Genomic DNA, 26,323 nt, shown 5'->3' with positions numbered 1-26,323 from the left:
TACGGGTGATGTCGGTCCGGATGTCTGTCCGGGTGTCTGTCCGGGTGTCTGTCCGGGTCAGCTGGTGGTGACGGCCGTGTCGTCGAGGACGAAGCTGGTCTGGAGGCTGGAGTCCTCGACGCCGCTGAACTTCAGGGTGACCGTGGAGCCCGCGTAGGCGGACAGGTCGAGGGACTTCTGGGTGTAGCCGGTGGCGGCGTTGAGGTTGGAGTAGGTGGCCAGGGTGGTCGAGCCCGCCGTGACGGTCAGCTTGTCGTACTGCGTGCTGGTGGAGGTCTCGGCGGTGTCGATGTGCAGGTAGAAGGTGAAGGTCGCCTTGCAGCCGCTCGGGACGGTCACCGACTGGGAGAGCGTGTCGGTGTGCGAGGAGCCGTAGCCGTCGAGCCAGGCGTAGAAGGAGCCGGCGTGGGCGGACTCGCTGGTGGAGTTGGTGATGACGCCGGAGCTGGCGGTCCAGGTGGTGCTGCCGGACTCGAAGCCGGGGTTGCCGAGCAGCTGGGCGGAGGTGCAGGTGCCGCCGGAGGAGCCGACGGTCCAGGTGAAGGAGGCCGAGCCGGAGGCGCCGGTGGAGTCGGTGGCGGTGACGGTGACCTGGTAGGTGCCGGCGGTGGACGCCGTACCGGAGATCTTGCCGGTGGAGCTGCCGATGGACAGGCCGGTGGGCAGGCCGGACGCGCTGTAGGTGAGGGTGGCGCCCGCGCTGTCGGTGGCGCTGATCTGGAGGCTGACCGAGCCGCCCGTGGTGGTGGACTGGCTGCCGGGGTTGGTGACGGTCACCGTGTTGCCGGTGCTGGTGCCGGCGGTGAAGGCGGTGGTGCCGTTGGGGGTGCCCCAGCCGGTCGGGCCGTCGTAGCCGGTGGTGGCGGTGCAGAAGTACGAGGTGGAGCAGGAGCCGTTGCTGCCGCTGGTGACGTCGTACAGGTTGCCCGTGTGGGAGTAGGGGTACTTCGCCGGGTAGTCGCCCGAGCCCGGGGTGCCCGCGAGGGCGTAGACGCCGGCGATGATCGGGGCGGAGGCGCTGGTGCCGCCGTAGACCGCCCAGCCGGAGCCGCCGTAGGTGTCGTAGACGGCGACGCCGGTGGCCGGGTCGGCGACGGCGGAGACGTCGGACTCCATGCGCTTGGTGCAGCCGGTGTCGGTCTGCCAGCTCGGCTTGGCGTCGTACGCGGAGCAGCCGGAGCCGGTGCCCTCGGTGCTGGAGGTCTTCCACACGGACTCGGTCCAGCCGCGGGAGTTGGAGGAGGTGGACAGGGCGGTGCCGCCGACGGCGGTGACGTACTGGGAGGTGGCGGGGTACTCGGCGCCGTAGCCGGAGTCGCCGGCGCTCACCGTGATGGCGACGCCGGGGTGCTTGAAGTAGGAGGTGTCCTCGCCGGTCTGGGCGGAGGACTCGTCGCCGCCCCAGCTGTTGGAGACGAACTTGGCGCCGAGGGCGACGGCCTCGTTCTCGGCGGTGCCGAGGTCGGAGTCGGTGGCGGAGTTCGCTTCGACGAGGGTGATGTTGCAGTTGGGGCAGACGGCGCTGACCATGTCGATGTCGAGCGCCTCCTCGCCGGCCCAGCCGCTGTCGTTGGTGGGCAGTGAGGTGGTGGAGCCGGTCTGGCTGACCTGCTTGAAGCAGCCGTTGGCCTTGGTGCAGGCGGACAGGCCGTAGGTGGAGCGGTAGGTGGCGAGGTCGGACTCGGCGTTGGGGTCGTTGAAGGCGTCGACGACGGCGACGGTCAGTCCGGAGCCGCCGGTCGAGGGCAGGTTGTAGGCGCTGTGCAGGTTGGCGGGGCTGAGGCCGGAGGGCGCGGCGGCCGCGGCGGCGAGGGCGGTGGCGAGGCGCTGCTTGATGTCGGTGCGGCGCTGGGCGAAGCAGGCGGCGTGGCCGGGGGCCGGGTCCGAGCACAGGTGGGTGGTGGGGACCTTCTGGCCGGCCTTGCCGGTGGAGTGGAAGGTCTGGCGGTCGGGGGCGGTGAGGGCGTGGGCGTTCTGGGTGGTGCGGGAGGTGTGCGCCGTGGTGGCGGCCGTGGGCCGGGCGTCGGCCGCGGGGGCCGCCAGGAGTCCGGCGACGGTGAGGGTGAGCGCGGGGACGGCGATGCTCAGGAGTCTTCGCAGGCGTGACTCACGCATGGGTTACTGCCTCCATCGGGAGTGGGGTTCTCTCAGTGGGGTGCAGGCACGTGACGCGCGTAGCGGCGGATGGAGGCGCGGTCATGAGCATGACACTTCGAGGGACAAGGTGGGGCTGCGCGCAGAACGTAGCCCCGTCGGCCCGGTTACCGGCAGTACCCCCGGGCGTTCTTTGCCGCCCCATAGGCAGCGTTTAGCCCCCTCATAGGAGGGGGCTGGCGCGTGGTTGATGACTCCTATGCCGGCGCTATGCCCAGAGCTGACCCTGGAGCGTCGCGATGGCCTCCTCGGTGGTGGCCGCCGTGTAGACACCGGTGGAGAGGTACTTCCAGCCGCCGTCCGCGACGACGAACACGATGTCCGCGCTCTCCCCCGCCTTGACGGCCTTCTTCCCGACGCCGATCGCGGCGTGCAGCGAGGCGCCCGTGGAGACGCCGGCGAAGATGCCCTCCTGCTGGAGGAGTTCACGGGTGCGGATCACGGCGTCCGCCGAGCCGACCGAGAAACGGGTGGTGAGGACGGAGGCGTCGTACAGCTCCGGCACGAAGCCCTCGTCGAGGTTGCGCAGGCCGTACACCAGGTCGTCGTAGCGCGGTTCGGCGGCGACGATCCGCACGTCCGGCTTGTGCTCGCGCAGATAACGGCCGACGCCCATCAGGGTGCCGGTGGTGCCGAGGCCCGCCACGAAGTGGGTGACGGAGGGCAGGTCGGCGAGGATCTCCGGGCCGGTCGTCGCGTAGTGGGCGCCGGCGTTGTCCGGGTTGCCGTACTGGTAGAGCATCACCCAGTCGGGGTGCTCGGCGGCCAGCTCCTTGGCGACGCGCACGGCGGTGTTGGAACCGCCCGCGGCCGGGGAGGAGATGATCTCGGCGCCCCACATCGCGAGCAGGTCCCGGCGCTCCTGCGAGGTGTTCTCGGGCATCACGCACACGATGCGGTAGCCCTTGAGCTTGGCCGCCATGGCGAGGGAGATGCCGGTGTTGCCGCTCGTCGGCTCCAGGATGGTGCAGCCGGGGGTGAGCCGGCCGTCCTTCTCCGCCTGCTCGACCATGTGCAGGGCGGGGCGGTCCTTGACCGAGCCGGTGGGGTTGCGGTCCTCCAGCTTGGCCCAGATGCGGACGTCGGCGGACGGCGACAGCCGCGGCAGGCGCACCAGAGGGGTGTTGCCCACCGCGGCCAGCGGGGAGTCGTAACGCATGCCGGTTCTGCCGGCCTAGGCCATGCCGCCGGCCACGGCCGGCAGGATCGTCACGGTGTCGCCGTCGGACAGCTTGGTGTTGATGCCGTCGACGAAGCGAACGTCCTCGTCGTTCAGGTAGACGTTGACGAAGCGGCGCAGCTTGCCCTCGTCCACGATCCGGGCGTGGATGCCCGCGTGCCGGGTCTCGAGGTCGTTGAAGAGGTCGGCGAGGGTGTCACCGCTGCCCTCCACCGCCTTCTGACCGTCGGTGTACTGGCGGAGGATGGTGGGGATGCGGACCTCGATGGCCATGGCTCAGGGCTCCTGTCGGAAGGAAGGTGTGGGCTGCGCGGGATACGTGCGTGGTGAGGACATCGCCGCGGCTCACGGCCGTACGGCGGCAGGCGTCCGCGTCAACAGATGGCGCTGGCCAGCCTGCACAGGTCGACGTGCAGCCGCGCCACGAGCAGTACGCCCGGCGTCTTCTCGCTCACGTCGTTCAGAACCATGGGCTCATCGTATCGATTCCCGTCCCGGCTTCCGGAATGTGATCCCACATGATGGACGGAATCGGGCCGGTGAGTGAGACCGGGCGGGCTCCGGGAGCGGCTCCGGTCAGGCGGAGCGGCGGCGGACCAGCCGGGTCGGCACCACGACCGACGCCTCCGGGCCGGTGTGCTCGAACAGCAGCCGGGCCATGAGGCGGCCCATCTCGAGCACGTCCTGGTGGACGGTGGTCAGCGGCGGGTCGGTGGTCTCGGCGATGGACGTCAGATCGTCGAAGCCGACCACGGCCACGTCCTCCGGCACCCGCCGCCCGCGCTCGCGCAGGGTCTGCAGGGCTCCCGAGGCCATGAAGTCGGAGGCGACGAAGACGGCGTCCAGATCGGGCCGGCGGTCCAGCAGCGCCGCCATCGCCCCGGCGCCGCCCTCCCGGCTGTAGTCGGCCTTCTGTACGAGGTCGGGCGGGGCGTCGGGCAGGACGTCCCGGTAGCCGGCCAGCCGGTCGGCGGCGGAGGTCTCCTGGTCGTAGGGGCCGGCGACGGTCGCGATACGGCGGCGCCCGAGGCCGGCGAGGTGCCGGACGGCCAGGCGGGCTCCCCCGCGGTTGTCGCCGTCGACGTACGCGTGCCCGGGGACGGTGGCGCCCTCGCGCAGCAGGGGGCGGCCGCCGAAGACGGCGGGGATGTCGAGCGGGTCCATCATCGTGTGGAGCCGGTCGCCGGGGCGCAGCGAGAACAGCACGGCGCCGTCGACATGGCCGCCGGCGAGATAGGCGGCCACGCGCGCGTGGTCGTCCGGTTCCTCCACGAACAGCAGGACGGCCTGGGCGCCGTGCTCGGCGAGCTCGCGGCGCACCCCGCGCAGGAGGAGGTCGAAGAAGGGGTCGAGGAAGAGCCGGCCCTCGGGCGGGGTGGCGACGACCGCGACGGCGTCGGTGCGGCGGGTGACCAGCTGGCGGGCGGCCTGGTTGGGGACGTACCCCAGGTCGGCGATCACCCCCCTGACCCGCGCGATCACCTCGGCGCTCACCCGGGCCTCCCCGTTCACCACCCGCGACACGGTGGACCGCGACACCCCGGCCCGCCGTGCGACGTCTTCGAGCGTGGGGCGCCTTGCGTTCGTCCGCTGGGTCAACACCGTCTCCGTGAGCGCGAATTGAAGGGTCTCCTGGCGGAAACGGTAACGGTGGTGAAGCCCGTCCCCGCGTTCTTTTCGAAGGAGGACCCTTGCTCCTGAGCGATGCCGACGGTCTGTTCGCCGCCCTGGCCGCCCTGCGGCTGCCGCGCGGCGAGTACGTGGTCTGCGGGTCCGCAGCCCTCTACGTCCGTGGACTGCGGGCGCGGATGGGAGACCTCGACGTGCTCGCGCGGGGCGCGGCCTGGCAGCGGGCCCTCGCCCTGGGCCCGCCCGGACCGACGGTCTCGGGGTACGGGCTGCGGGTGGTCCATCCCACCGCGTCGATCGAGATCATGGACCGGTGGACGCCGGGCTGGTCGACGGACCGGCTCGTCGACGACGCCGACGTCATCGACGGGGTGCCGTTCATGCGGCTGGGTGACGTGCTGCGCTGGAAGCTCGCCGCCGACCGGCCGAAGGACCACGCCGACATCGCGGCGATCCGGCATCTGCACCGGGTGTGGACCGGGGAGGCGGCACCGATGGCACCGCCGGGTCCGGGGGCCGGCGAGGGAGGTCAGTAGGCCTCGACGATCCGGACCTCCTCCTCCGTGACCTCGCCCTCCACGATGCGGAAGGAGCGGAACTGGAAGTCGCCGAGGCCGTCGGTGTCGCGGGTGGAGACGAGGACGTAGTGGGCGCCCGGTTCGTTGGCGTAGGAGATGTCCGTGCGGGAGGGGTGGGCCTCGGTGGCGGTGTGGGAGTGGTAGATGACCACCGGCTCCTCGTCGCGGTCGTCCATCTCGCGGTAGAGCTTGAAGAGGTCCCCGGAGTCGAACTCGTAGAACGTGGGCGACATGGCCGCGTTCAGCATGGGGATGAAGCGTTCGGGGCGGTCGGAGCCGGCCGGCCCGGCGACGACGCCGCACGCCTCGTCGGGGTGGTCCTTGCGCGCGTGGGCGACGATCTGGTCGACGAGGGCCTGGGTGATGGTCAGCATGCTGGTCAGGATAAGCAGAGGGGCCGCCCTGTACCGAAGTGCGGTACGGGGCGGCCCGTATGCCGGACGTCCTGAGCTGTTGCCGCGGCGGGGCGCCACGAGTGCTCCGTGCGGCCGGACGTCCTGGGGGAGGATCAGCCGATCTTCTCCAGCTCCGGCTCGCGGCGGCTCGTGACCTCCGGGTTGCGGCCCTTGAGGACCGCCCAGCCGACACCGAGCGCGGCGGCCCAGCCGGCCATCACGTACAGGCAGATCCGGGAGTCGGCGTCGTAGGCGATCAGGCAGGTGACGAAGAGCAGGAAGGCGATGGCCACCCAGCTGAACACCGCGCCGCCCGGCGCCGGGAAGGAGGAGGCGGGCAGCCGGCCCGCATCGACCGCGCGGCGGTAGAGGACGTGGCTGACCAGGATCATCAGCCAGGTCCAGATGCCGGCCGCGGTGGCGACGGAGGTGACGTAGGCGAAGGCCTTCTCCGGGACGACGTAGTTGAGGAGCACGCCGATGCCCATGCAGAGGACCGAGACCGTGATGCCGAAGGCCGGGGTCTTGGTGGCGGACAGCTTGCGGAAGGCGGCCGGGGCCTCGCCGCTGTCGGCCAGGTTGCGCAGCATGCGGCCGGTGGAGTACATGCCGGAGTTGCAGGAGGACAGGGCCGCGGTGAGGACGACGAAGTTGACGATGCCGGCGCCGGCCGGGATGCCGATCTTCGCGAAGGCCTCGACGAACGGCGAGACGCCCGGGGCGAACTCGGTCCACTTCACGACGCAGAGGATGACGGTGAGCGCGCCGACGTAGAAGAGCGCGATACGCCAGGGCAGGGTGTTGATCGCCTTGGGGAGGGTCTTCTCCGGGTTCTCGGACTCGCCCGCCGTGACACCGACCAGCTCGACGGCGAGGTAGGCGAACATCACGCCCTGGAGGGTCATCAGGGAGGAGCCGATGCCCTTGGGGAAGAAGCCGTCGAACTGGTAGAGGTTCGCGACCGACGCGGTGTCACCGGCGCTGCTGAAGCCGAAGGTCAGCACGCCGAGGCCGATGACGATCATGCCGATCAGGGCGGTGACCTTGACCATCGAGAACCAGAACTCCAGCTCGCCGAAGAGCTTCACGGAGATCAGGTTGACCCCGAAGAGGATCACCAGGAAGACCAGGGCGGTCACCCATTGCGGGACGGCCGGGAACCAGTAGTTGACGTAGATCGCGGCGGCCGTCAGCTCGGCCATGCCGGTGACGACCCACATCAGCCAGTACGTCCAGCCGGTGAAGTAGCCGAAGAACGGGCCGAGGAACTCGCGGGAGTACTCCGCGAAGGAGCCCGAGACCGGGCGGTACAGAAGCAGTTCGCCGAGCGCCCTCATGATGAAGAAGACGATCGCGCCCGCGACGGCGTACATGAGGATGAGGCTGGGACCGGCCTTGGCGATGTTCGCGCCGGCCCCCAGGAAGAGGCCGACGCCGATGGCGCCGCCGATCGCGATCATCTGGACCTGGCGGCTGCCGAGGCCTCGTTCGTACCCCTCTTCGGGCGCCGTGTCGGCGCCGTTGCCGTCCGTGTCGACCTGAGCGGAGGTCATGTGTGTGGTGCGCCTTTCTCCATGCCGACCCGGGCCTCTCGTCGGCCTCGGATCGGGTTTCGATCCCCCCGGATGATGGAGCGAGCGGGCCCGGGCTTCCCCGAGCCCGCCGAGCCTGGCCGGCGGTTGCCGGCTCGGTGGCGCACCCGGCCGAACATTCGGGTGGTGTTCGCCGGGCGGTCGTGAAGATTTATCACGGCCGTCACACTGATCGCGCATCCGTCATGTGGCGCACGGCACAGGAAGAAGCGCAGGAACTGCCCCCGAAGCGGACACTTCCGGCCATCACGGTGACGCGATCGTTATCCGGATTTGAGCGTCCTCTGAGCGAACACGGAAGCGGGACGGATCAGGGCATAAGGGTGGTCACGAGCGTCTCCTGGAGCCCGCCCAGCCACAGGTACGCCATCACCATCGGCTTGCGCGGGTCCTCGTCCGGCAGCCGGTAGAGGACGTCGGTGTCGTCCTCGTCGGTGATCTCCAGCCGGGCCCCGATCGCCAGCCGCAGGTCGTTGAGCGCGCCGAGCCACTGCCGGGACTCCCCGGGCGCGAGCTGGAGCACCGCGCCGCCCTCGCCGGCCGCCTCGGAGGCCAGCGCGTCCAGGGTGCGGACCACCGCGAGGGCGTTCTCGCGCTTGCCGGCCCTGAGGTCGTTCTCGGTGAAGCGGCGGAACTCGGCGGAGTGCGCCTTCTGCTCGTCCGCCTGCCGCGGCCCCGGGGCGCCCCCCGGGTCGGAGTAGGCGTCAGGGAACAGCCGGCGGAGCACCGGGTCGGCGGGGGGCTCGCTCGGGCCCTCCGCGAAGAGCTCGGCGAGCGGGTCGTCGGAGGCGTCCTCGGCGGGGCCGGGGCCGATCAGTTCCAGCAGCTGGACGGCCAGCGACCGGATGATGGAGATCTCGACGTCGTCGAGCGCGACGGCCGCGCCGCCGCCGGGGAGCGGTTCGAAGTGTCCAGGCATCAGTGAGGAGGCTACTTCCGGTCCTGCTGGAGGGTGGCCCACAGTCCATAGCCGTGCATGGCCTGCACGTCGCGTTCCATCTCCTCGCGAGAGCCGCTGGAGACGACCGCCCGGCCCTTGTGGTGGACGTCGAGCATGAGCTTGGTGGCCTTGTCCTTGCTGTAGCCGAAGTACGTCTGGAAGACGTACGTCACATAGCTCATGAGGTTGACCGGGTCGTTGTGGACGATGGTGACCCAGGGGACGTCCGGCTCGGGGACGGCGTAGACCTCCTCCGCCGACTCGGTGCGTTCGATCTCAAGGGGAGCGGGTGACGTCACAAGGCCCATGCTGCCACGGGCCCCACAAATCGTCACACTGACGCAAAGGGGTGTAGCATCTGTCGTCATGAACACAGCGGACCTTGGGCTGCCGGTGGACGTTCCCTCTACGGCGCTCTTCACGGACCAGTACGAGCTGACCATGCTGCAGGCCGCGCTCAAGGCCGGCACGGCCGAGCGGCGCAGCGTGTTCGAGGTCTTCACCCGGCGACTGCCGGACGGGCGGCGCTACGGCGTCGTCGCGGGCACCGGGCGGGTCCTGGACGCGGTCGAGAACTTCCGCTTCGACCAGGACGTCCTGCGCTTCCTGCGCCGCCGCTCCATCGTCGACGACGAGACCCTGGACTGGCTGGCCGCCTACCGCTTCTCGGGTGACATCTGGGGCTACCCGGAGGGCGAGGTCTACTTCCCCGGCTCGCCCATCATGCGGGTCGAGGGCTCCTTCGCCGAGTGCGTGCTGCTGGAGACCGTGATCCTGTCCATCCTCAACCACGACTCCGCGATCGCGGCGGCCGCCTCCCGGATGTCCTCGGCCGCCGGCGACCGGCCGCTGATCGAGATGGGCGCCCGCCGCACCCATGAGCTGGCCGCGGTCGCCGCGAGCCGCGCCGCGTACGTCGGCGGCTTCACCTCCACCTCCGACCTGGCCGCCGGTTTCCGCTACGGCATCCCGACCGTCGGCACCAGCGCCCACGCCTTCACCCTGCTGCACGACAGCGAGCGGGACGCCTTCCGGGCCCAGGTGGACTCGCTCGGCGGCGGCACCACCCTGCTCGTCGACACCTACGACGTCGCCGAGGCCGTCCGGACGGCGGTGGAGGTGGCCGGGCCCGAGCTGGGCGCGGTCCGCATCGACTCCGGCGACCTGCTGCTCGTCGCCCACCGGGTGCGCCAGCAGCTCGACGCCCTCGGCGCCACGCGCACCCGGATCATCGTCACCTCCGACCTCGACGAGTACGCCATCGCCTCGCTGGCGGCGGCGCCCGTGGACGCGTACGGCGTCGGGACGCAGCTGGTCACCGGGTCCGGGCATCCCACCTGCTCGATGGTCTACAAGCTGGTCGCGCGCGCCGAGTCCACCGATCCGAAGGCCCCGCTGGTGCCGGTCGCGAAGCGGTCGACGGGCGGCAAGACGTCCATCGGCGGCCGCAAGTGGGCGGCCCGGCGGCTGGACGCGGACGGGGTCGCCGAGGCCGAGGTCGTCGGCACCGGCGCGGTGCCGGCCGGCCTCGCCGACCGGCAGCTGCTGGTGGAGCTGGTCAAGGGCGGCGCCGTGGTCGGCCGCGAGCCCCTGGACGCCGTACGCGACCGCCACACGGCGACCCTCGCCAACCTGCCCCTGTCCGCCACCCAGCTCTCCCGGGGAGAGCCGGTGCTGGCGACGGAGTATCTCCAGGAGCGCTAGTGCCGCGGAGGCAGCGGGCCCCTGCGCACGGGGCCCTGTTGCCGGGGGCGGAAAATCTCTAGGCTTGCTTACTTCACCCGACAGTCGACTTCCCTCTCAGTCGAAGGACACCGACCATGCGCCGCGCCTTGATCGTCGTAGACGTGCAGAACGACTTCTGCGAGGGGGGCAGCCTCGCGGTGGCCGGGGGTGCCGATGTCGCCGCCGCGATCACCGAGCTGATCGGGCAGGCCCCCGCCGGGTACCGGCACGTCGTGGCCACGCGGGACCACCACATCGCGCCCGGCGGCCACTTCGCCGACAACCCCGACTACGTCCGCTCCTGGCCCGCGCACTGCGTCGCCGGCACCGAGGGCGTCGGCTTCCATCCGAACTTCGCCCCGGCGGTGGCCTCCGGCGGCATCGACGCCGTCTTCGACAAGGGGGCCTACGCGGCCGCGTACAGCGGCTTCGAGGGCGCCGACGAGAACGGCGTCAAGCTGGGCGACTGGCTGCGGGCCCGGCAGATCGACGAGGTCGACGTCGTCGGGATCGCCACGGACCACTGCGTCCGGGCCACCGCGCTGGACGCGGTCCGCGAGGGGTTCCGTACGACGGTCCTGCTCGACCTGACCGCCGGGGTGGCCCAGGCGACCACCGAACGGGCGCTCGAGGAGCTGCGGACGGCCGGGGTGGAGCTGACGGGCAAGCCGGTCGTGGCCTAGGGCACGCGGGGGCGGTTGTTCCAGCGGATCAGGAGGGTCGCGGCCGTGAGGGCCAGGACGGTCAGCGTGGCGGGCAGCAGGTCGTCGGCGGTGCCGCCGCGCCACAGCCGGGCGTTGCCGAGCCAGCCCACCGGGAGGTCGAGGAGGAACAGGCCCAGCCCGGTCGGCCAGTAGCGGCGGCGGGACGTCTCCCGCAGGCCCGAGACGATCAGGACGGCGGGGACGACGAGCATCAGCAGCGTCACCAGGGTCCGGTTCGGACGGGGGTCGAAGGCCTCGCCGCCCGGGAGGAACAGGGCCACGGCGGTCAGGACCAGCCCGATCGCGATCCGGCCGCTACCGGGGCGGCTCTGCCGGGGCGGGGCGGGGGGCGGCACGGAGGGCGCGGGTGATGTCGGCGCCGCTGCCCGTACCGGGGTCGGCGCGGGGGCCGGTGCCGGGGTCGTGGCGATGCGGCGGGCCGGGGCGTTGGCCGCGGTCATCGAGCCGTCCAGGCCGTAGACGAACAGCGCGATGCCGTTCTCGGCGGCGTACGCGACCGCCGTGGCGGCGTAACTGCTGCCCGTGAAGAAGAACAGGTCCTTGTCCATGGCCCGGCCGCGCGCCCCGAACAGGCGCTGGAGCTCGGGCCGGCCCACCGCCGCCCCCTGGTACTTGACCTGCCCCAGCGCCCGGCGCGACCGCACGTCGACCCCGCCGTCGCTTCCGCCGGGCCGGGCACGGGCGTCCTCGTACCCCCAGTGACGCATCCAGGCCGCGGCGTTGTGCTCGGCCTCCTGCCAGGACCGGATCTGACGCCGGGCAGGGGCCTGGGGCCGTCCGGCTGCCGAGGTGTTTTCGCTTGTCACAGCCATGAAGTATCGCCGACGGGGTCCCGGGCGGTGCTAGGCGGCCGCTCCCCGGAGCAGTGCTCTGATCGGTCTCCAGAGTTCCGGGACCGCCGCCGGGACACCGTTGTCGGGGGTCGTCCGCCAGATCAGGCCGTCCGGGTGGTGGAGTACGGCGGTGATCTCGTCCGGGGTCGGTGGGGCCGCGTTGCCGCGGAGGTAGACGGCGCGCAGGCCGAGGTTGCGGAGCCTGGTCAGGGCCCTCGCCCGGTTCTGGGCGTGGACGAGGAAGCGGACGGCGGCGTCCGGGTCCGCGGCGCTCGGGCTGGGCAGGTTCAGGGCCACCACGACCCTGCCGTTCGGCAGCTTGCAGAAGCCTCCTGCGGCCATGCGGTCACACCCCCGTGCGAGTCGGTATGGAGATCGGCGTCAATAACGGAGTCACAGGAGGCACCTAAACACGACCGGCGGCAACCCGCCAAGGGGTTGCCGCCGATACGCTTCTGACCTGCGGTTTCTTAGATCACTTACCCGAGGGGCCGACCTTCACCGTGATCGTCGAGCCACTCCGGGGCTCGTTGACGATCTTGATCGAGGTGTTGGTGTCAGTGACCTTGACACCGGCGAGCGGGTTCGTGGCGTCGTAGTACGTCGACTTGCGGTCGTCGAAGACCGGGACGCCCGCACGCGACTTGATCCTGGTCGCGACGTCCGCCTTGTGCAGCGTGATCGCGTCCGTCGGGTACCAGCTGAAGGTGGAGTCGAAGGACTGGACGCGGTTGCGCATCAGGGTGCCGTCGGTCCACTTCAGGGCGGTCGGGTGCGAGTCGATCGGGAGGATCAGGCCCTCACCCGGGTGGGCGCTGGTGTTGTCGTCCGCCTGCGAGGTGTCCCACTTCCAGATCAGCAGACCGTTCTGGTACGCGTAGTGCTCCACCCAGTCCGGACGGGTCGTCGAGAAGCCGAAGTTGTACGGGCCGACCTTGAGGGTCTTGTCGTACGACACGTACTGGCGGTTCTCGGCGATGTAGTACTGCGCGTAGTCGTCCGTGATGGCCGAGCCGATGCGGGAGAACCCGTTCGCGGTCCAAGCGGCGTCCGCCGCCTCCGCGTTGTCGGAGAACAGGGTCGCGCCGTCGGCGGTCACCGTGATCTCGTCGGCCGCGAAGCCCTTCTGGGCCACGCCGCCGTCGGTGGCGTAACGGAAGCGCAGGCTGATCTGCTTGCCGGCGTAGGCGTCCAGCGGGAACGTCAGCTTCTGGTAGGCGGCCACCGTGCCGGTGAGGGCGGGCTTGTCGCTGCCGTCACGCGGGATGGCGGTGCCGTCGGCGAGGGTGCCGTCGATCGGGGTGTAGCTGGCGCCGCCGTCGGTGGAGACCTCGGTGTACAGGTAGTCGTAGTCCTGCTCGATGTCCCACCAGCCGTCGAGGGTCAGCGAGGCGGAGGACTTGCCGGTCAGGTCGACCGTGCGGGTCAGCGTGTTGCGCAGGTCGTTGCCGCTGCCGCTCCACCACTGGGTGGAGCCCTGCGCCGGGGTGACGACCTCGGTGCTGACCGTCTTCTCCGGCAGCTGCACCACGAGCGCCTGGGCGTTCTTGGTGTTGTACTCCGCGACGCCCAGCTTGTGGGTGGACTTCTTGCCGGCGAAGGCGACGTCGTAGTCCAGCCAGCCCAGCTGGAGCTTGTCCCAGGCGTTCATGTCGCCGGGCAGGTCGCCGATGGACTGCTTGCCGGTGCCGAGCCAGGAACCGGAGGACATCAGGGTCCAGAAGCCGGTGGAGTTCTCGCCGCCGCCGGAGGTGTCGTACTCGTCCGGCAGGCCGAGGTCGTGGCCGTACTCGTGGGCGAACACGCCCAGGCCGCCGTTCTCCGGCTGGATGGTGTAGTCGCCGACCCAGATGCCGGTGTCGCCGATCTGGGTGCCGCCGAGCTTGTTGGTGTCCGGGCCGGTGGAGCCGGCGTCGGTACCGAAGGCGTACCAGCGGTGGGCCCAGATGGCGTCCGCGCCCTGCGCGCCGCCGCCCGCGGACTCGTCCTCGCCGGCGTGCACGATCTGGAAGTGGTCGATGTAGCCGTCGGGCTCGTTGAAGTTGCCGTCGCCGTCGTAGTCGTAGCGGTCCCACTGGTCGAACTCGGCCAGCTCCGCCTTGATCTCGGCGGCCGTGTCACCGGCGGCCTCACGCTGGGCGACCCAGGCGTTGACGCCGTCCTGGACCGCGTACCAGGCGCCGGTCGAGGCGTCGTTGGAGCCGTAACGGGCCTCGTTGTAGGGGACCTTGACCCAGTCCGTGACCTCGCCGTCGACCGAGTAGCGGCCCGAGGACTGCTTCTCGTAGTACTTCTTCAGCGACTCGGTCTTCTTCCCGGTGCCGAAGTACAGCTCCTGGAAGTGCGCCTGGTTGTAGTCCGCCTGCCAGGCCGTGGAGTTGTCCTTCGTGCGGTCCGGCGCGGCTATCTGGTTGTGCAGCGGGCCGGTGGTGCCGCCGTAGCGGGGGTCGACCTGGTCGCCGAACTCGACCAGGATCGTGAAGATCTTGTCGGTCTTCTCGCGGCCCAGTTCGACGTACTTGCTGTCGCCCTTGCGGCTGTCGAGCTTGACCACCTTGGAGCCGTTGCGGTCCTTGACGGTGGCCTCGCCGGATATGACCTGCTTGAGGGCCTCCTCGCGCTGGGCATCCTGGGTCTTGCTGAGCGGGCCGTCGAAGTCGTGCTCCTTGGCCTTGGCCGGCTGCGGGTCCTGCCGGTCCACCGCCGCCGCACCAGCCGCACTTCCCTCGGCGGCCTGCGCCACGGCGAACGTCGTGAACGTCGTCGAGGCCGCCGCAAGGGCGACGACCGTCGCGGCCGTTCTGAACGTCCAGGATCTACTGGTCAACTTGATGTCCTCCCACTCACGCGACCGTCCACGCGGAGGGATGTCCTTGTCAGGGGTTTTGTCAAGGAAAGTCCGCGCGCGGTTATACGCGTGTAGTCAAGTGACGCCATTTGACTACTGGTTTACGAGAAAAAACAGACCTTGACTTGGACAGATCAAGTGCATTATTGAGAGCCGGTGTTCGCATTGCGGACACATGACCGTAACGTGACCGAGGCACCCGGAGGCCTCGAACGGGCGCGCGGGACCGTCCACTTGCTGGACGCCGTGACTCCGTGCGCCCCCTGTGCACCGGCACCGTGGGTTAGGTCACGCTTACCGTTCGTTCCCCTCGGGCATGCAGGCCAATAGAGTCGAGATCTCCCCCGCTTCCGAGGACACGATTGCCATGCCTCGTCCGACTGTCGCACAGCTCACGTACGGTTCCTGCACCGTCATCTTCTCGACGCTCGCCATGCTGCTGCTGTCACAGACGAGTTCGGGACCCGGGATCGCCGTCGTCGCCGTCGCCGCGCTCGCGCTCGGCGTGCTCGTCGCCCTGACGGTGCCGGTGACGCGGTCGTCGCGCGCCCCCGTGCCGCAACCCCGGCCGGAGCAGCAGGCGGTGCCCGAGCCGGTGCCGGTGCCCGTACCCGCCTCCGTGGCCGCCGCGCCCGAGCCCGTCCGAGAACCGGCCCCCTGAACGAACGGCGAGAAGGAAGGGCCCGAGCCTGACGACTCGGGCCCTCCGTCGTGCCACGCGCCCTCAGGTGAGGCCGACCACCACCGTCTTGGCCGCCTTGTCGTGCAGGCCCTGCTTGTAGGGCTTGTCGAAGTAGCTCCAGCCGCCCGCGATCGCGGTCCACACACAGGCGCAGCAGAACGCGAACGGGATCCACAGCACCAGGGCGCGGACCAGCGAGGTCTGCACGGAGGGCGTGGAGCCGTCGGCCAGGTTCGCGACCCGCATGCCGAACCACTTCTTGCCGAGGGTCTGGCCGGTCCGGGCGATCAGGATCGTGTCGTACGCGACGTAGAGGACGGCCGTGATGATCTCGCGCCCGAGGGTCTTGCCGAACTCGATCTTGTCGGCGTCGACCGTGTACTGGTCGACCCGGAAGGCCCACACCACCAGCGCCACCACGATGTACACCAGCACCATGTCGATGATCCGGGCCAGCGTGCGCCTGCCGCTCTCGGCGAGCGGCGGCATCCCGGCGAGCGGATCCTCCGGGTAACCGCCGTACGCGTCACCGCCCTGACCGCCGTAGGGGCCGCCGCCGCCCGAGTACGGCGGGGGCGGCTCCCCGTCGTACGGCGTGTCGTACGGCGAGCCCCGCGGCGGCTCCCCCGGGGGTTCGCGCGGCGGCTCCTGCGGGTGCTTCCGGAGCGGATCGTCCTCCGGCGGGCCGCCGGAGCCGGGGGGCGGTTCGGTGGTCATGGCCCGAGTGGAACCCGCGGCCCCGACCACCGCATCCGGCGAGCGGCCGTACGGGTGTCAGCCCGCCACGAACGTGTGGGCGGCCTTGTCGTGCCAGCACTGGCGCCACGGCCGGTCGAACGCTCCCCACACGACGCCCACGACCCCGATCACGAGCAGCCCGGGCACGCTGTAGACGAGCCAGCGCAGCAGGGCCGCGCCGAAGGCCGGGGGCTCGTGGCCCTCGATGTCCCGCACCTGCAGACCGAGCAGCTTCTTGCCCAGCGTGCGCCCCCACTTGGCGGTCGGCAGGGCCTCGTACACGATCCCGAAGACCAGCAGGACGGCGAGGACGATGCCGAGGTAGACGGACGTCGTGCCGTCCAGCAGCCACACCGTGACGGTCCGTCCGGTGAGCTCCGCCTCGTCGATCTTCTCGTTGACGTGGTCGAGGGCCTTCACCCCGAGCGGTACGGCGGCGGCCGAGGTGACGGCGGCGAGGACGAGGGTGTCGACCAGACGGGCCGCGAACCGCTTGCCGAGCCCGGCCGGCCGGGCCGCGGCCTGTCTGCGGGCGGCCGCCTGGAAGATGTCCTCGACGGGCGGCTTCCAGGGCCCGGGCTGCTCGTCGGCCCCCGCCAGCCGGTGCACCTGCTGCGCCCACGAGGGCTGTCCCCCGCCGGGGCCGGCGGCCATGGGGGCGGACTGCTGCGGGACGCCCGGCGCGGGCTGCGGCGCCGGGGCCGGTCCGGCCGTCTGCCCGGCGGCAGGTGGGAAGGCGCCGGGGCCCTGCTGCTGGACGGGGGGCTGTACGGCGAGGGGCTGTACGGCGGGGGCCTGGGCCGCGGGGCCCTGCTGGGCCGGCATCCGGGCGGCCGGGCCCTGGAGGCCGGGGGCGCCCTGCGCCTGTGCCGCCTGCGCGGCGGCCCGCTCGGCGGCCGCCTTGCCCGCGCCGAAACCGGGCTTGGCGTTGCCCGCCGCGGCGCCCCCGGCCGCGTCCCTCGCCCCGGGACGGCGGAAGACGAACGTCCCGCCCGACGCCACGTCACCGTTCTCCGGCTCGGCCGGCGGGATGGTCGCCGTACCGTCCGTGCTGGCGGACCAGCCGTCGGGCTGCGCCGGGGACCCCGGACCGCCCTGCTGGGCCGGCAGCCCCGGCTGCGCCGGCGCCCTGGGGTCGGCGCCCTGGGGTGCTCCCCAGGAGACCCTGCGGTCCTGGTCGCCGCCGAAGCCGGACTGATGGGCGCGGTCCGCGCCCCAGGCCGAGGCGGGCTCGGGGCGGCCGCCGCCGACCTGGTCGGCCGGGTTGGGATCCTCGTCGAAGAAGTGGGGGCCGGTCTCCTCCACGGGGGAGGCCGGAGGCGTGAGCGGCGTACCGTCCGACGGGGCCGGGCGGCTGGTGCCCGGTACCCAGGCGGAGCCGTTCCAGTACCGGACGTATCCGGGAATGGACGGGTCCGGGTAATACCCCTCGCGGGGCCTGTCGTCGCCGGGGGCCGGGGTTGGGGCGCTCATGTCCGTCGTCCCGTATCTGCTCGGAGGTCGGATGGGGGCATCCACATCTATCAGACGGACGCAACCCCCACCGCCAGTCCCGCCGTACCCGCCCCTTTCCGGGCAACCCCGTGCACTCGCTTCACACGTTCGGAACCGTCCGCCACGGCTCCCCGACCGAGTTCGTGGAAAAAAGTTCTCCGAACCCGCGTAATGCTCCGCATCCCTTCCGCTCTCTCCCTCCGTACACATCCGTACGGAGAGGAGAACGACCATGCATCACACCGTGGTGGAGCGCGAACTGGAGCTCCAGCTCATCCTGTCGCCGGAGCGCAGCATCCCCGTCCCGGCCCGGCTGGGCTACCGCAGCGACGACCCGTTCGCCGTGCACGTCATCTTCCACATCAACTCGGAGCAGCCCGTCCACTGGACGTTCGCCCGGGAGTTGCTGGTGGAGGGGGTGTTCCGGCCCTGTGGGCACGGGGACGTGCGGGTGTGGCCGACGAAGTCGCAGGGGCGCAGTGTCGTGCTGATGGCGCTCAGTTCCCCGGACGGCGACGCCCTCCTGGAGGCGCCGGCCGCGCAGGTGTCGGCCTGGCTGGAGCGGACGCTGCGGGCGGTGCCGCCGGGCACCGAGGGCGAGCAGCTCGGCCTGGACGAGGGTCTGGCCGAGCTGCTCGCCCAGTGAGCGGGCCCGAGCGCGGGGGTCAGAACAGCTTGCCCGGGTTGAGGATCCCCAGCGGGTCGAACACCTGCTTGACGGCCCGCTGCATCTCCAGCCCCACCGGGCCGATCTCGCGCGCCAGCCACTCCTTCTTCAGGACGCCCACGCCGTGCTCGCCGGTGATGGTGCCGCCGAGTTCCAGGCCGAGCGCCATGATCTCGTCGAAGGACGCGCGGGCGCGCCGGCACTCGTCGGGGTCCTGGGCGTCGAAGCAGACGGTGGGGTGGGTGTTGCCGTCCCCGGCGTGGGCGACGACGCCGATGGTCAGGCGGTGCTTGGCGGCGATGTGCTCGACGCCCTCGATCAGGTCGCCGAGGCGGGAGCGGGGCACGCACACGTCGTCGATCATCGTGGTGCCCTTGACGGCCTCCAGGGCGACGAGGGACGAACGCCGGGCCGTCAGGAGGAGTTCGGACTCCGCCGCGTCGTCGGCCGGGACGACCTGGGTGGCGCCCGCCTCCTCGCACAGCGCGCCCACGGCGGCGAGGTCGGCGGCCGGGTCGGTGGTGTCGAAGGCGGCCAGCAGGAGGGCCTCGGTGGTCTCGGGCAGGCCCATCCGGGTGAGGGCGTTGACCGCCTTGACGGTCGTGCGGTCCATCAGCTCCAGCAGGGACGGCACATGCCCGCCGGCCATGATCCGGCAGACCGCGTCGCAGGCGGCGGCCGCCGACGCGAACTCCGCCGCCAGCACGAGCTGGCGCGGCGGCTTCGGCCTGAGGGCCAGGACGGCGCGGACGACGATGCCGAGGGAGCCCTCGGAGCCCACGAACAGCCGGGTCAGGTCGTACCCGGCGACGCCCTTGGCGGTGCGCCGGCCGGTGGACATCAGCCGCCCGTCGGCGAGGACGACGTCGAGGCCGAGGACGTACTCGGCCGTCACCCCGTACTTCACACAGCACAGCCCGCCCGAGGCCGTGCCGATGTTCCCGCCGATCGTGCACATCTCCCAGCTCGAGGGGTCGGGCGGGTAGCAGAGGCCGAGTGCGTCCACGGCGCGGGAGAGGGCCGCGTTGACGACACCCGGTTCGACGACGGCGATGCGGTCGACCGGGCTGATCTCCAGGATCCGGTCCATCTTCGTCAGCGACAGCACCACACACCCGTCGGTGGCGTTGGCGGCGCCGGACAGGCCGGTGCGGGCGCCCTGCGGGACGACGGGCAGGCGCAGCTCGGTGGCGGTGCGCATGACGTGCTGGACCTGTTCGACGGTACGGGGCAGCACGACGACGGCCGGGGTGCCGGCCGGGCAGAAGCTCGCCATGTCGTTGGCGTACGCGGCGGTGACCTCGGGGTCGGTGAGAACGGCGTCGGCGGGCAGGCCGGCGAGCAGACGGTCGGCGAGGTTGCCCGTGGCCTCGTCGCGTGGCGCTTCGATACGGCTCATGATCACAGGTTCGCACCCGGGGCCATCGGTGTGAACCCCGTCCCCGGGGGCCGTCACCTGCCCGGGTGTGGCGTGCGCGCCGGCGCACAGTGAGCGCCATGGACAGCGTCGTACGAAACGAAAAGAACACCGCACGGGAAGCCGCACGGGTTGCGCCCCGGTATCGGCGGCGGGCGGCGGTCGGCTCGCTCGTGGGGGGTCTGGTGCTGGCCGGTGGGGCGGTGCTGCTGTGGGTGCCCGGGGAGGGGCCGGAGCGCGGGGCGGCGGCGCCGGCCGCGGGGGCGCGGGCGGGCGCGGCGGTGGGGGCGGGGGTGCCGGCGGCGCTGCCCGGGCTGGCGGAGCTGATCGGCGAGCGGGAGAGCCGGGTGCGGGAGCATCCCCGGGACGCGGCGTCGTGGGCGGTGCTCGGGGCGGCGTACGTGGAGCAGGGGCGGCGTACCGCCCGGGCGGACGTCCTCTACCCGAAGGCCGAGCGGGCGCTGCGGACCTCGCTGAAGGTGCGGCCGCAGGGCAACGCCGAGGCCCTGGACGGGCTGGCCGCGCTGGCCAACGCGCGCCGGGACTTCCCCGCGGCGCTGAAGTGGGCGCAGGCCGCGCACCAGGCGTCACCGGCGCGCTGGACGACGTACGGGCAGCTCGTCGACGCGTACACGGGCCTCGGCGACCACAAGAAGGCCCGCACCGCGCTGGAGCGGCTGCGGAAGCTGCGGTCGGGTCCGGCGGTGCTGGCACGGGCGGCGGGCGTGTACTGGGAGCAGGGGCTCCGGGAGGACGCGCAGGCGGCGCTGGCCGACGCGGCGGCCGGGGCCTCCTCCCCCGCCGAGGAGGCCGCGTGGCTGGAGCGGGGCGGGCGGCTGGCCTTCGAGCGCGGGGAGCGGGAGAGCGCGCTGCGGCATTTCCGGGCGGCCCTGCGGCTGGACCCGGACCAGTGGGCCGCGCGGGCGGGGCAGGGGCGGGCGCTGGCGGCACTGGGCCGGACCGCGCTGGCGGTGACCGCGTACCGCACGGCGCTCGCCGGGCAGCCGCTGCCGCAGTACGCGCTCGAACTGGGCGAGCTGTACGAGTCGCTGGGGCGCGGCCGTGAGGCGCGGGAGCAGTACGCGCTGCTGCGGGAGCGGGTGCGCCGGGACGCGGCGGGCGGGGTGGACGGGGAGCTGGTGCTCGGGCTGTTCGAGGCGGATCACGGTGATCCGGCGTCTGCGGTACGGCGGCTGCGGGCCGAGTGGGAGCGCCAGCCGGGCAGCGCGGTCGCGGACGCGCTGGGCTGGGCGCTGCACCGGGCCGGAGCGGACCAGGAGGCGCTGAAGTACGCGACGACCGCCACCGACCGGGTGCACGGCGGGGCGGTGCTCAGCGCGTCGTACTCCTACCACCGGGGCATGATCGAACGCGCGCTGGAGCGGACGGCGAACGCCCGCCGGCATCTCGCGGAGGCGCTGCGGCTGAACCCGTACTTCTCCCCGCTGCACGCCCGGACGGCCCGGGCCGCGCTGGCGGGGCTGGGCGAGGTGCCGGACGAGCCGCTGCCGGAGTCCTGACGGCACGTCACCATCCCTGCGGGCGCTATGACTTCTTCTTCGCGGACTTCTTCTTCGCAGCCTTGTAGTAGAGGGAGAAGCGGCGGGCTCCGGCGGTGCCGGAGGCGAAGCCCAGGTAGAGGCGGGAGCCGCGGACGGCGAGGCCTTCGGGCTCGCGGTAGGCGAGGCTCTGGCCGGCGCCGGTGCGGGTGCGCTGGAGGAGCTCGCCGGTGCGGGCGTCGAGGCAGGAGAGGTAGGCGTTGCCGCGCTTGGCGGGCGGGTTGGTCACGGGGTCGTAGGCGGTGCCGGCGAGCTGGTAGACATGGTCGCCGTGCAGGGCGTACCCCTGGAAGGGGATCTGCGGGTCGGGGTGGGCGCCGGTCTGGGCGAAGTCGGCGACCGGGTCGTCGTAGTCGCGGTCGACGAAGGACTCCAGGTCCCAGACCCGGTAGCGGGGCTTGCCGGCCATCCGGTAGCGGACCGAGAGCCGCTTGGAGGTCATGCAGACCGAGGGCTGGTTGTTGGTGGACCCGGGTATGGGCTTGCGGATCCTGACGTCGTCGGCGGTGCGCACGGCGCCGGGGACGAAGCGGAAGCGGGTGACGCCCTGGCCGTAACCGCCCCGGGAGTCCGCCTCGGTCCAGATCCAGACGGTGCCGTCGGGGGCGTTCTGCACCCCCAGGCTGACGCCGTGGCCGAAGCCCTGGAGGTACATGTGGCCGAGCGCGTTCCCCTTGTGGTCGAGGCGGTTGAGGCACAGGTGGCCGGCCGCCTCGCCGCCCTCGCGGACCTGGAGGACGTAGAGGTGTCCGTGGCTCTCGTCGAAGGCGAAGGACTGCAGGACCGTGCCCTCCCGCAGTCCCTTGCCGGCCAGCCAGCTCACGGCCGGTACGGCCAGGTCGAAACGGTCGGCCACGGTCCACCCTCGCCTTCGGCGGGGGCCTGTCGCTGTTACAGGTTGCCCCGCTTCGCCTGCTCACGCTCGATCGCCTCGAACAGGGCCTTGAAGTTGCCCTTGCCGAAGCCCATCGATCCGTGGCGCTCGATGATCTCGAAGAACACCGTAGGGCGGTCCTGCACCGGCTTGGTGAAGATCTGGAGGAGGTATCCGTCCTCGTCGCGGTCGGCGAGGATCTTCAGCTCGCGCAGGGTCTCCACCGGCACCCGGGTGTCGCCGACCCATTCGCCGAGGGTGTCGTAGTACGAGTCCGGGGTGTCGAGGAAGCGGACCCCGGCCGCGCGCATGGTGCGGACCGTCCGCACGATGTCGTTGGTGTTGAGCGCGATGTGCTGGACGCCCGCGCCGCCGTAGAACTCCAGGTACTCGTCGATCTGCGACTTCTTCTTGGCGATCGCGGGCTCGTTGATCGGGAACTTGACCTTCAGCGTCCCGTCGGCGACGACCTTCGACATCAGCGCGCTGTACTCGGTCGCGATGTCGTCGCCCACGAACTCCTTCATGTTCGTGAAGCCCATGACCTTGTTGTAGAAGCCGACCCATTCGTTCATCCGGCCGAGTTCGACGTTGCCGACGCAGTGGTCGATCGCCTGGAAGGTGCGCTGCGCGGGCGGCTCGACGATCGGGTCGGCGGGGACGAAGCCCGGGAGGTAGGGGCCGTCGTAGCCGGTGCGGTCGACGAGGGTGTGGCGGGTCTCGCCGTAGGTGGCGATCGCGGCGAGGACGACCGTGCCGTGCTCGTCCTTCAGCTCGTACGGCTCGGCGACGGACCGGGCGCCGTGCTCGATCGCGTAGGCGTACGCGGCGCGGGCGTCCGGGACCTCGACGGCGAGGTCGACGACACCGTCGCCGTGCTCGGCCACGTGCCGGGCGAGGAAGTGGCCCCAGGTGGTGGCCGGCTTGACGACGGAGGTGAGGACGAACCGGGCCGAGCCGTTGGTGAGCACGTACGACGCGGTCTCACGGCTGCCGGTCTCCGGGCCCGCGTAGGCGACCAGTTTCATGCCGAAGGCGGTGGAGTAGTAGTGCGCCGCCTGTTTGGCGTTGCCCACGGCGAAGACGACCGCGTCCATTCCCCTGACCGGGAAGGGATCGGCCTGCCGGGCGGTCTCGGGAGCGTGGTGTGTGGTCTGCGTCATAGCGGAAGCCTCACTCCGGGGCGCAAGGTGCGCAACACTTCGCTTTTCCGCTGGACAATCTGTTCAGCGGTACGAGGGTTTCGGCGGGCTTTCCGTACAGGGTGACCATCTGGGAGGCGGGCGTGGCGATCGATCATCTGGACGGGCGGATCATCGTGCTGCTGGCACGGGAGCCGAGGATCGGGGTGCTGGAGATGTCCCGGCGGCTGGGGGTGGCCCGGGGGACCGTGCAGGCCCGCCTGGACCGGCTCCAGTCGAACGGGGTCATCCGGGGCTTCGGGCCGGAGGTGGACCCGGCGGCCATCGGCTACCCGGTGACGGCCTTCGCCACCCTCCAGATCCGCCAGGGGCAGGGACCGGACGTACGGGCCCACCTCGCGACCGTCCCCGAGGTCCTGGAGCTGCACACCACCACCGGCAGCGGGGACATGCTGTGCCGGCTGGTGGCCCGCTCCAACGCCGATCTCCAGCGGGTCATCGACCGGGTCGTCGGATTCGAGGGGATCGTCCGGGCGTCGACGGCGATCGTGATGGAGAACGCGGTGCCGTTGCGGATCATCCCGCTGGTGGAGCAGGCGGCTTCGGAGGGGGCCGAGGCGCGCCCGCGGCTCGGGTGAGTTACAAAGAAGGTGTTGCAAAGGGTTCTTTGCAACGATACTTTTGCACGCATGCCCGATGAAGCGACCTCCCGGCATCTGGACGCCCGATCCCTGCGGGGCCTCGCCCATCCCCTCCGGATGCAACTGCTCGCCGCGCTGCGCCGCGACGGGCCCGCCACCGCCTCCCAACTGGCTGCGAAACTGGGCGAGTCGAGCGGTTCGACCAGCTACCACCTGCGCCAGCTCGCCACGCACGGCTTCGTCGAGGACGCGCCGGAGCAGGGCAAGGGGCGCGAGCGCTGGTGGCAGGCGGTGGACCAGAGCCTGATGTTCGACGAGACGCTGCTGCGGGACCCCGACCCCGAAGTGCGGGGCGCAGCAGCCGCGTTCGGCTACGAGGTCGCCAACATCCACACGCAGGAGCTCACCACCTGGCTCGGCAACCGGCACGCGTACCCCGAGGAATGGGACAGCGCGAGCGATCTGAGCGACTTCAGCGGACGACTCACCCCCGAGACGGCCCGCGAACTCATCCAGAAGATGCACGAGCTGATCGAGAGCTACCGCCCCCTGCCCGAGGACACCCCGGGCGCCCAGACAGTCCGCATCCACACGCACCTCTTCCCCAGCCCCCCGCAGTGAAAGGCGACCACCCCATGCACCCGGAGACGCACCTCGCCCTCCACCACACCCGCGCCGCCGAACTGCACGCCTCAGCCGCGGCCCACCGTCTCGCCACGTCGGCGGCCGGGCACCCCCGTGCCCTGCGCGCCCGGCTCGGCTGGACCCTCGTCGAGGTGGGACTGCGGCTGGCCACACCGGAGCCGGCCGCCCTGGCGCCTAGCAGCTAGGCACGGACCCCTTGCCGCCCTCCAGGGCGGTGAGCGCGTTCACCGCGCCCTTGAGGGTGGTCACCGGAATCAGCCGGAGTCCCTTGGGCAGCTCCGACTTGGCGTCGCCGCACTCGTCCTTGGGCACCAGGAAGACGGTCGCCCCGTCCCGGCGGGCGGCCTGCGTCTTCAGGGAGACACCCCCGACCGCGCCGACCGTCCCGGCCGCGTCGATGGTGCCCGTACCGGCGATCGTGCGGCCGCCGGTGAGATCGCCGCCGTCGCCGTTGCCGTCGAGCTTGTCGACGATGCCCAGCGAGAACAGCAGCCCCGCGCTCGGACCGCCGACGTCGGACAGCTTCAGCGTGACCTTGATGCCGTCGTCCGTACGGTCGAGGTAGCGCAGGGCGGCCTCGGTGGCCGCGTCCTGGGACTCCTCCATCTGCTCGGTGTTGTGCTGCTCGATCTCCTTGGTGGACTGCCCGCTGGGGTAGACCGAGTCGCGCGGCATGATCGCCTGGTCGGTGCGGAACCAGCCGTCGATCACATCGCCGAGCCGGACGTCGGCGTCGGGGCCGGTCGCCTCGATCGTCGTCATCCGCAACTGCCCCGAGGTGTCCCGGGTGGGCGCGCCGGAGATCGTGATCACCTCGGTGCCCTGGTTCTCGCCCAGTACGTTGGCCGTCATCCCGGGCTGCGCCACCGAGAACGGCAGCGGCGCGAACACCGCCGCCGCGAGAAGCCCCGCGAGGGGCACAGCACAGACGGCGACGGCCTGGAAACGCGTGAGACGAGAGAGCACGGGGTCAATGTAACCGGCGAGGGTGTGTACACCGCCGCGCAGGTACGCGCCACCGGGCGCTCCATCGCCCCGCGGGCGTCAGCGCAGCGCCTCCGCCACCTCCCGGGCCGCGTCCACCACCCTCGGCCCCACCCGCTCCGGCACCGCGTCCGCCAGCATCACCACACCCACGCTGCCCTCGACCCCGGTCACCCCGAGCAGCGGCGCCGCGGCCCCGCTCGCCCCCGCCTCCAGTTCCCCGTGCGTCAGCGTGTACCCCGGCTCCCCGGCCAGTCTCTGCCGCGCGGCGAGAATCGCCCGCCCCGCGGCCCCCCGGTCCAGCGGATGCCGGAACCCGGCCCGGTACGCCACGTGATAGTCCGTCCACGACGGCTCGACGACGGCCACGGCCAGCGCGTCCGCCCCGTCCACCAGCGTCAGATGGGCGGTCGCCCCTATGTCCTCGGCCAGCGACCGCAGCGCGGGCAGCGCCGCCTCCCGGACCAGCGGATGCACCTGGCGGCCCAGCCTCAGCACCCCGAGGCCGACCCGGGCTCGTCCGCCCAGATCACGGCGTACGAGAGCATGCTGCTCCAGCGTGGCGAGCAGCCGGTACACGACGGTCCGGTTCACGCCCAGTTTCTGGGAGAGCTCGGTGACGGTCAGCCCGTGGTCGGTGTCGGCCAGCAGTTTGAGGACCTTCAGTCCCCGGTCGAGCGTCTGGGAAGTCTCCGCGGTCACGACGCCCACTCCTTCAGTGGTGAGGTCGGCGGTCCCCGTCGCGGCGGATGCGTCACCGAGTCCCGTCAGTGACGCGCTTGAGAGGCCGCCGATCGGCAGAGGGGCCCGGCATGTCCGGGCCCGGTCGCTTCACGGCTGCGCTCCGCGGCGGCGCTGCCACGGGGCGTGTGCGTAGCGGG

The 26,323-nt window shown here is 71.6% G+C and carries 28 protein-coding genes; 9 read left to right on the top strand and 19 right to left on the bottom strand.

Features of this window, described 5'->3' with window-relative positions; translation table 11 throughout:
- Positions 1–57: 57 nt before the first annotated feature.
- The 5 genes from AQJ64_RS19085 to AQJ64_RS19070 all read right to left on the bottom strand — a co-directional run bounded on the left by AQJ64_RS19085 (position 58) and on the right by AQJ64_RS19070 (position 4,933).
- Positions 58–2,115, bottom strand: a complete 2,058-nt coding sequence (locus AQJ64_RS19085) for a putative Ig domain-containing protein (RefSeq protein ID WP_055638089.1) — start codon at positions 2,113–2,115, stop codon at positions 58–60.
- 247 nt (positions 2,116–2,362) lie between these two features.
- Entirely contained in the window at positions 2,363–3,313 is a 951-nt protein-coding gene (locus AQJ64_RS19080; protein WP_055638088.1) for a PLP-dependent cysteine synthase family protein, read from the bottom strand.
- Positions 3,314–3,328: 15 nt separating this feature from the next.
- The gene (locus tag AQJ64_RS19075; RefSeq protein ID WP_055638087.1) at positions 3,329–3,607 is read right to left on the bottom strand and encodes a MoaD/ThiS family protein; all 279 of its coding nucleotides are present in this window, start codon (positions 3,605–3,607) and stop codon (positions 3,329–3,331) included.
- Between the two features lie 101 nt (positions 3,608–3,708).
- Positions 3,709–3,804 carry a putative leader peptide gene (locus AQJ64_RS52060; protein WP_338060017.1) on the bottom strand — a complete coding sequence of 32 codons (96 nt, stop codon included), beginning with the start codon at positions 3,802–3,804 and terminating at the stop codon, positions 3,709–3,711.
- A gap of 106 nt (positions 3,805–3,910) precedes the next feature.
- A complete protein-coding gene (locus AQJ64_RS19070) occupies positions 3,911–4,933 on the bottom strand; it encodes a LacI family DNA-binding transcriptional regulator (RefSeq protein ID WP_055638086.1) in 1,023 nt (340 codons plus the stop codon).
- Positions 4,934–5,025: 92 nt separating this feature from the next.
- Here AQJ64_RS19070 and AQJ64_RS19065 point away from each other — a divergent pair, with 92 nt between their 5' ends.
- Positions 5,026–5,499, top strand: a complete 474-nt coding sequence (locus tag AQJ64_RS19065) for a hypothetical protein (RefSeq protein WP_055638085.1) — start codon at positions 5,026–5,028, stop codon at positions 5,497–5,499.
- Here the strand turns inward: AQJ64_RS19065 and AQJ64_RS19060 are convergent.
- The 4 genes from AQJ64_RS19060 to clpS all read right to left on the bottom strand — a co-directional run bounded on the left by AQJ64_RS19060 (position 5,493) and on the right by clpS (position 8,776).
- The gene (locus tag AQJ64_RS19060; RefSeq protein WP_055638084.1) at positions 5,493–5,915 is read right to left on the bottom strand and encodes a M67 family metallopeptidase; all 423 of its coding nucleotides are present in this window, start codon (positions 5,913–5,915) and stop codon (positions 5,493–5,495) included. The two genes, AQJ64_RS19065 and AQJ64_RS19060, sit on opposite strands and share 7 nt — an antisense overlap.
- Positions 5,916–6,049: 134 nt before the next feature.
- Positions 6,050–7,489 (bottom strand): amino acid permease, encoded by a 1,440-nt coding sequence (locus AQJ64_RS19055; protein ID WP_055638083.1) that lies wholly within the window; start codon positions 7,487–7,489, stop codon positions 6,050–6,052.
- 349 nt (positions 7,490–7,838) lie between these two features.
- Entirely contained in the window at positions 7,839–8,447 is a 609-nt protein-coding gene (locus tag AQJ64_RS19050) for a DUF2017 domain-containing protein (protein ID WP_055638082.1), read from the bottom strand.
- Between the two features lie 11 nt (positions 8,448–8,458).
- On the bottom strand, positions 8,459–8,776 hold the full coding sequence (clpS, locus tag AQJ64_RS19045; protein ID WP_055638081.1) for an ATP-dependent Clp protease adapter ClpS: 318 nt from the start codon (positions 8,774–8,776) through the stop codon (positions 8,459–8,461).
- A gap of 58 nt (positions 8,777–8,834) precedes the next feature.
- On the opposite strand from clpS, the gene AQJ64_RS19040 reads away from it, so the two are divergent.
- Positions 8,835–10,172, top strand: a complete 1,338-nt coding sequence (locus AQJ64_RS19040) for a nicotinate phosphoribosyltransferase (RefSeq protein WP_059202794.1) — start codon at positions 8,835–8,837, stop codon at positions 10,170–10,172.
- A 116-nt stretch (positions 10,173–10,288) separates the two neighbouring features.
- Entirely contained in the window at positions 10,289–10,876 is a 588-nt protein-coding gene (locus AQJ64_RS19035; RefSeq protein ID WP_059202793.1) for an isochorismatase family protein, read from the top strand.
- On the opposite strand, the gene AQJ64_RS19030 is transcribed toward AQJ64_RS19035, so the two are convergent.
- From AQJ64_RS19030 to AQJ64_RS19020, 3 genes are all read right to left on the bottom strand, one after another.
- Complete coding sequence (locus AQJ64_RS19030; RefSeq protein ID WP_059202792.1) at positions 10,873–11,730, bottom strand: restriction endonuclease; 858 nt, start codon at positions 11,728–11,730, stop codon at positions 10,873–10,875. The two genes, AQJ64_RS19035 and AQJ64_RS19030, sit on opposite strands and share 4 nt — an antisense overlap.
- A 30-nt stretch (positions 11,731–11,760) precedes the next feature.
- Positions 11,761–12,093 carry a hypothetical protein gene (locus AQJ64_RS19025; protein ID WP_055637499.1) on the bottom strand — a complete coding sequence of 111 codons (333 nt, stop codon included), beginning with the start codon at positions 12,091–12,093 and terminating at the stop codon, positions 11,761–11,763.
- Positions 12,094–12,226: 133 nt separating this feature from the next.
- A complete protein-coding gene (locus AQJ64_RS19020; RefSeq protein WP_055637500.1) occupies positions 12,227–14,578 on the bottom strand; it encodes an immune inhibitor A domain-containing protein in 2,352 nt (783 codons plus the stop codon).
- A gap of 388 nt (positions 14,579–14,966) precedes the next feature.
- Here AQJ64_RS19020 and AQJ64_RS19015 point away from each other — a divergent pair, with 388 nt between their 5' ends.
- The gene (locus AQJ64_RS19015) at positions 14,967–15,260 is read left to right on the top strand and encodes a hypothetical protein (RefSeq protein WP_055637501.1); all 294 of its coding nucleotides are present in this window, start codon (positions 14,967–14,969) and stop codon (positions 15,258–15,260) included.
- 63 nt (positions 15,261–15,323) lie between these two features.
- On the opposite strand, the gene AQJ64_RS19010 is transcribed toward AQJ64_RS19015, so the two are convergent.
- Both AQJ64_RS19010 and AQJ64_RS19005 read right to left on the bottom strand, forming a co-directional pair.
- A complete protein-coding gene (locus tag AQJ64_RS19010) occupies positions 15,324–15,998 on the bottom strand; it encodes an RDD family protein (protein ID WP_055637502.1) in 675 nt (224 codons plus the stop codon).
- Positions 15,999–16,055: 57 nt separating this feature from the next.
- A complete protein-coding gene (locus AQJ64_RS19005) occupies positions 16,056–17,492 on the bottom strand; it encodes an RDD family protein (protein ID WP_055637503.1) in 1,437 nt (478 codons plus the stop codon).
- A gap of 253 nt (positions 17,493–17,745) precedes the next feature.
- On the opposite strand from AQJ64_RS19005, the gene AQJ64_RS19000 reads away from it, so the two are divergent.
- Positions 17,746–18,159: an SsgA family sporulation/cell division regulator gene (locus tag AQJ64_RS19000; protein ID WP_055637504.1), complete on the top strand. Its 414-nt coding sequence runs from the start codon at positions 17,746–17,748 to the stop codon at positions 18,157–18,159.
- A 19-nt stretch (positions 18,160–18,178) separates the two neighbouring features.
- Here AQJ64_RS19000 and AQJ64_RS18995 read toward each other — a convergent pair whose 3' ends face one another.
- The gene (locus tag AQJ64_RS18995) at positions 18,179–19,585 is read right to left on the bottom strand and encodes an FAD-binding oxidoreductase (protein WP_055637505.1); all 1,407 of its coding nucleotides are present in this window, start codon (positions 19,583–19,585) and stop codon (positions 18,179–18,181) included.
- A gap of 92 nt (positions 19,586–19,677) precedes the next feature.
- Between AQJ64_RS18995 and AQJ64_RS18990 the strand changes: the two genes are divergently transcribed.
- A complete protein-coding gene (locus tag AQJ64_RS18990; protein ID WP_059202791.1) occupies positions 19,678–21,117 on the top strand; it encodes a tetratricopeptide repeat protein in 1,440 nt (479 codons plus the stop codon).
- 25 nt (positions 21,118–21,142) lie between these two features.
- On the opposite strand, the gene AQJ64_RS18985 is transcribed toward AQJ64_RS18990, so the two are convergent.
- Together AQJ64_RS18985 and hppD are read right to left on the bottom strand one after the other, a co-directional pair.
- Positions 21,143–22,012, bottom strand: coding sequence for a phage baseplate protein (locus tag AQJ64_RS18985; RefSeq protein WP_055638685.1), 870 nt, complete (start codon positions 22,010–22,012; stop codon positions 21,143–21,145).
- A 35-nt stretch (positions 22,013–22,047) separates the two neighbouring features.
- Positions 22,048–23,193 carry a 4-hydroxyphenylpyruvate dioxygenase gene (hppD, locus tag AQJ64_RS18980; protein WP_055638684.1) on the bottom strand — a complete coding sequence of 382 codons (1,146 nt, stop codon included), beginning with the start codon at positions 23,191–23,193 and terminating at the stop codon, positions 22,048–22,050.
- A gap of 122 nt (positions 23,194–23,315) precedes the next feature.
- On the opposite strand from hppD, the gene AQJ64_RS18975 reads away from it, so the two are divergent.
- Genes AQJ64_RS18975 through AQJ64_RS18965 form a run of 3 tightly spaced genes read left to right on the top strand, consistent with a single transcriptional unit; the run spans position 23,316 to position 24,643 of the window.
- Entirely contained in the window at positions 23,316–23,810 is a 495-nt protein-coding gene (locus AQJ64_RS18975) for an Lrp/AsnC family transcriptional regulator (protein WP_055638686.1), read from the top strand.
- Positions 23,811–23,861: 51 nt separating this feature from the next.
- Complete coding sequence (locus AQJ64_RS18970) at positions 23,862–24,434, top strand: ArsR/SmtB family transcription factor (RefSeq protein WP_055638683.1); 573 nt, start codon at positions 23,862–23,864, stop codon at positions 24,432–24,434.
- 14 nt (positions 24,435–24,448) lie between these two features.
- Positions 24,449–24,643, top strand: coding sequence for a hypothetical protein (locus AQJ64_RS18965; RefSeq protein WP_055638682.1), 195 nt, complete (start codon positions 24,449–24,451; stop codon positions 24,641–24,643).
- Here AQJ64_RS18965 and AQJ64_RS18960 read toward each other — a convergent pair.
- Both AQJ64_RS18960 and AQJ64_RS18955 read right to left on the bottom strand, forming a co-directional pair.
- Positions 24,633–25,424 carry a YlbL family protein gene (locus AQJ64_RS18960; protein WP_055638681.1) on the bottom strand — a complete coding sequence of 264 codons (792 nt, stop codon included), beginning with the start codon at positions 25,422–25,424 and terminating at the stop codon, positions 24,633–24,635. The genes AQJ64_RS18965 and AQJ64_RS18960 overlap by 11 nt on opposite strands.
- A 78-nt stretch (positions 25,425–25,502) precedes the next feature.
- Positions 25,503–26,144: an IclR family transcriptional regulator gene (locus AQJ64_RS18955; protein WP_059202790.1), complete on the bottom strand. Its 642-nt coding sequence runs from the start codon at positions 26,142–26,144 to the stop codon at positions 25,503–25,505.
- Positions 26,145–26,323: the final 179 nt, after the last annotated feature.

The sequence above is a fragment of the Streptomyces griseoruber genome, from assembly GCF_001514205.1.
Lineage (GTDB): Bacteria > Actinomycetota > Actinomycetes > Streptomycetales > Streptomycetaceae > Streptomyces > Streptomyces griseoruber.
The sequence above is the reverse complement of the archived record's forward strand: the minus strand, read 5'-3'. Positions and strand labels throughout refer to the sequence as shown.